Here is a 3,654-nt window from a genome sequence, read left to right as displayed (position 1 = left end):
GGGCAGGCCGTCGCCGTCCGCCGGCGTCTCCACCGCCGAGGTACGACCGGCAGGCAGCGGCAGCACCGCCGACTCGGGCCGGTCCCGGCCGGGCCGGGCGGCCCGCGTCCGGGGGACCGTGGCCAGCCGGGTCACCTTGGCCATCCGCCGGTCGTCGAGCCCGGTGGGTCCGTCCGGGGCGGTCGTGCCGAGGGCCGGCTCGTCGGTGATCAGGTCGGGCGGGACGAACACCACAGCGGTGATCCCCCCGGGGACGGCCGGCCGCAGCTCGACCCGGACGCCGTGCCGGGCGGCCAGCCGGGCGACCACGAAGTGGCCCAGCCGGGCGCTGTCGGTCGGGTCGAACTCCGGGGCGCGGGAGAGCTTGCGGTTCGCCTCGGCCAGGGCCGGCGGCGACATGCCGAGCCCCCGGTCGGTGATCTCGATGGTGTAGCCGCCCGGCACGGTCCGGCCGGTGACGTCCACCCGGGTGCCGGGCGGGGAGAAGACGGTGGCGTTCTCGATCAGCTCGGCGAGCAGGTGGATCACGTCGCCGACCGCGCGGCCGAGCACCCCGGCCGGCTGCACCTCGCCCACGTCGACCCGGTCGTAGGACTCGACCTCGGAGATCGCGCCGCGCATTACGTCGACCGCGGCGACCGGGTTGCGCCAGCCCCGCCCGGGGGCCGCGCCGGCCAGGATGACCAGGTCCTCAGCGTGCCGCCGGAGCCGGGTGGCGAGGTGGTCGACCTGGAACAGCCCGGCCAGCTCGTCCGGGTCCTCGGTCCGCCGCTCCAGCCGGTCCAGCAGCGCCAGCTGCCGGTGCACCAGGCCCTGGCTGCGCCGGGCGATGTTGAGGAACACCTCGTTGAGGCCGCGGCGCAGGGTGACCTCGTCGACGGCGGCCTGGACGGCGGTCCGGCGCACCTCGTTGAAGGCCCGGCCCACCTGGCCGATCTCGTCGCCGCCGTGGTCCAGCTCGGGCGCCTCGCGGGCGACGTCGACCTCCTCGCCGCGACGCAGCCGGGCCACCACGTCCGGCAGCCGGTGCTCGGCCATCTCCAGCGCGGCGGTGCGGACCCCGGTGAGCCGCCGGTCCAGCGACCGGCCGACCCGCAGCGCCACCAGTACGCAGACCACGATGGCGAGCAGGCCGAGCACCCCGGCGGCGGCGAGCCGGAGCAGGATGCGGACCGCCATCGGCACGGACCGCTCGGTGAGGGTGTCGGCGCCACGCAGCTCGAAGTCCCGCAGGCCCTGCGAGACCGCGGCGTAGCTGGCCTCCCAGGTCCGTACGTCGAGCCCGGCCGGCAGGTCGCGGGCGCGGACCAGGGTGTCCTGGAGGGCGCGCAGCCGGACGAACCCCTCCCCCTCGGTGAGCCGCTGGTACCCGGCGCGTTCGGCGGCCGGCAGGTCGGCCACCGCGTTCTCGGCCAGGAAGCGCTGGTTCTCGATGGTGCGGACCAGCTGCTCGTGCTCGCCCTCGGCGTACCGGCCGGCGGTGACCGCGCCGGCCAACAGCGCGTCGGCCTGGCCGAGCAGCTCCCGGGACCGGCCCAGCGCGGTGAGCGCCAGCGCCTCCCGGTTGAGCTCGACGTCGGGCAGCGTGGCCATGCCGGAGAACGCCTGGAAGGCGGAGCCGATCATCCCGCTGTAGAGCCCGACGGCGCCGGCCCGGTCCACCTTCCGGCTGTCGATGAAGCCCCGGCCGGCGGGCAACGCGTCGAGCGCGGAGACCAGCTGGTCGAGCCGGGCGTCGAGCTGGTCGTCGGCGGCGTCGCGCAGCTTCTCCCCGCCGACCCGGCGCCGCAGCTCGGCGATGGCCCGGTCGGTGCGGGCGCGCTGCTCGGCCAGCGCCGGCAGGGCGGTGTCGCCGGCGAGCTGGACGACCGAGAGCCGGCGTTCCCGTTGCAGCTCGGCGACCACGCTCTCGCCGGGCCGGCCCAGGTCATAGAGGAGGGTGCGCGCGGCGAGCAGGTCGAGGGCCGGCCCGAAGGTCAGCGTGGTGGCGAAGATCCAGAGTGCCAGCAGCCCGGTCACCGGACCGATGACCAGCGCGGTCAGCTTGGCGCGGATCGGCCAGTCTCGGGTGTTCATCAGACCTCGCCCGGGGGAAGGTGTCGCAGGGGTGGCGCCGGCACCGGCAGGGCCGCGACGCCGGGCCCCGGCCCGGGCGCCTTGGGCAGGATACGTAATCCCGAGCGGATGCACTACCGGCCGTCTCGCCCCTCACTACGGTCCGGAATGTTCGCTGTGGACACCGTTGGACGGGAACGCCCCGCCGGGTGGGACCGGCGAACGTAGTCCCAACTCCCGGTAGGACTCGGCGGCCTCGTGGCGACCGACCACCTAGGACGGCTCGAACTCGATGGGCGGATCCCGCGATCCCCGTAGCGGCGACGCGGCCGGTGCACCTCCTCACCAGCCGTCCCGTACGCCTCGAACCTCACGTGCGCCACCTGCTCCTCATCCCACCCAGACGCTTTTCCTGCACCGAGTCAGATGCTCACGGCGCCGAACGATGTGTGCCCCGCCGTGCCGTGGGCAGTTCACCCGGGTGCGATCGCGCAGGAAAGTGCCGCCGATCGGGATTGGCGATCACGCGCGGGAGGGAATACCAGCGGGCGAAGGAGGAGCCATGTCGCCCACGCAGGTAGTCGTCATAGTCATCGTCGTTGTCGTGCTCGCCGCGCTGGCCGCGGTCGCCGTGGTCGCGAGCCGCCGCCGGGCCCTCAAGCAGCGCTTCGGCCCCGAGTACGACCGGGCCGTCGCCGAGCAGGACAGCCGCGGCGCCGCCGAGCGGGAGCTCCGGGGGCGGGAACGCCGCCACGCCGAGCTGGAGCTGACCCCGCTCAGCCCGGAGTCCCGGGCCCGCTACGCCGCCGCCTGGGAGGAACTCCAGGTCCGCTTCGTCGACTCGCCGGCCGAAGCCGTCGGCGACGCCGACGAACTGGTCAGCCGGCTGATCGCCGAGCGTGGGTACCCCACCGGGGACTTCTCCGACCAGATCGCCCACCTCTCCGTCGAGCACGCCCGCACCCTGACCCACTACCGGGACGCCCACGACATCCGGCTGCGCAACGAGCGCGGCGAGGCCGGCACCGAGGAACTCCGGCAGGCGCTGGTGCACTACCGGGCCCTCTTCGCCGACCTGCTCGGCGAGGACCCGGTCGGGCACCGGCCGCCGGAGCAGCGCCACCCCGACCACGAGCACGACGCCACGAGCCGCTGAGGAGGCCGCCATGCGTCAGGAAGAGCAGCAGGACCATCCCGAGGCCGTCCGGTCCGCGCCGGTGCGGGTCCCGCCCCCGGGCGACCGGGCCGACGGCGACGGGCCCGAGGCCGACCGGGCCGCCCGGGCCGGCGTGCCCGAGGACGCGCTGGACGACCGGGGCACCTTCGACGACCCGGCGGTAGCCGGCGAGCGCGCCGATCGCCGGGAGGGGGAGCCCGACGAGACCCGGGCGTACGACGCCCGGGACCTCCGCGACGCGGAGGCCGCCGACGCCTCGGCGATGGCCAGCGGGCGACCCGAGGACGAGCGGGACCCGCGCGGCGAGGACACCGCCGCGCCGGGCGACGGAGCCCCGGGCCGGACCGACGCGTTCGACGACGAGCGGGCCGACCCGACGGCGGGCGACCGGCTGCACGACCCGGACCGCTGGGAGGCCGCCC

2 protein-coding genes and 1 pseudogene are annotated in these 3,654 nt (G+C 75.8%); 2 read left to right on the top strand and 1 reads right to left on the bottom strand.

What is annotated here, in order from left to right; translation table 11 throughout:
* Positions 1-2,076: nitrate- and nitrite sensing domain-containing protein (locus B0E53_RS34235; RefSeq protein WP_107079687.1), on the bottom strand; the 2,076-nt coding region annotated here is incomplete at its 3' end.
* A 541-nt stretch (positions 2,077-2,617) separates the two neighbouring features.
* Between B0E53_RS34235 and B0E53_RS34230 the strand changes: the two genes are divergently transcribed.
* The gene (locus B0E53_RS34230) at positions 2,618-3,211 is read left to right on the top strand and encodes a hypothetical protein (RefSeq protein ID WP_107079686.1); all 594 of its coding nucleotides are present in this window, start codon (positions 2,618-2,620) and stop codon (positions 3,209-3,211) included.
* Positions 3,212-3,221: 10 nt separating this feature from the next.
* A pseudogene (locus B0E53_RS34225) lies at positions 3,222-3,654 on the top strand (hypothetical protein); the annotation flags it as partial.

This window comes from Micromonospora sp. MH33 (genome assembly GCF_003013775.1).
GTDB classification, from domain to species: domain Bacteria; phylum Actinomycetota; class Actinomycetes; order Mycobacteriales; family Micromonosporaceae; genus Micromonospora; species Micromonospora fulviviridis.
Note: the sequence above shows the minus strand (reverse complement) of the source record. Positions and strands in the feature narration are given on the sequence as shown.

Excerpts from the sequence above, each read along its gene's own strand:
- B0E53_RS34230 (WP_107079686.1), top strand. The coding sequence starts at position 2,618 with ATGTCGCCCACGCAGGTAGTCGTCATAGTCATCGTCGTTGTCGTGCTC.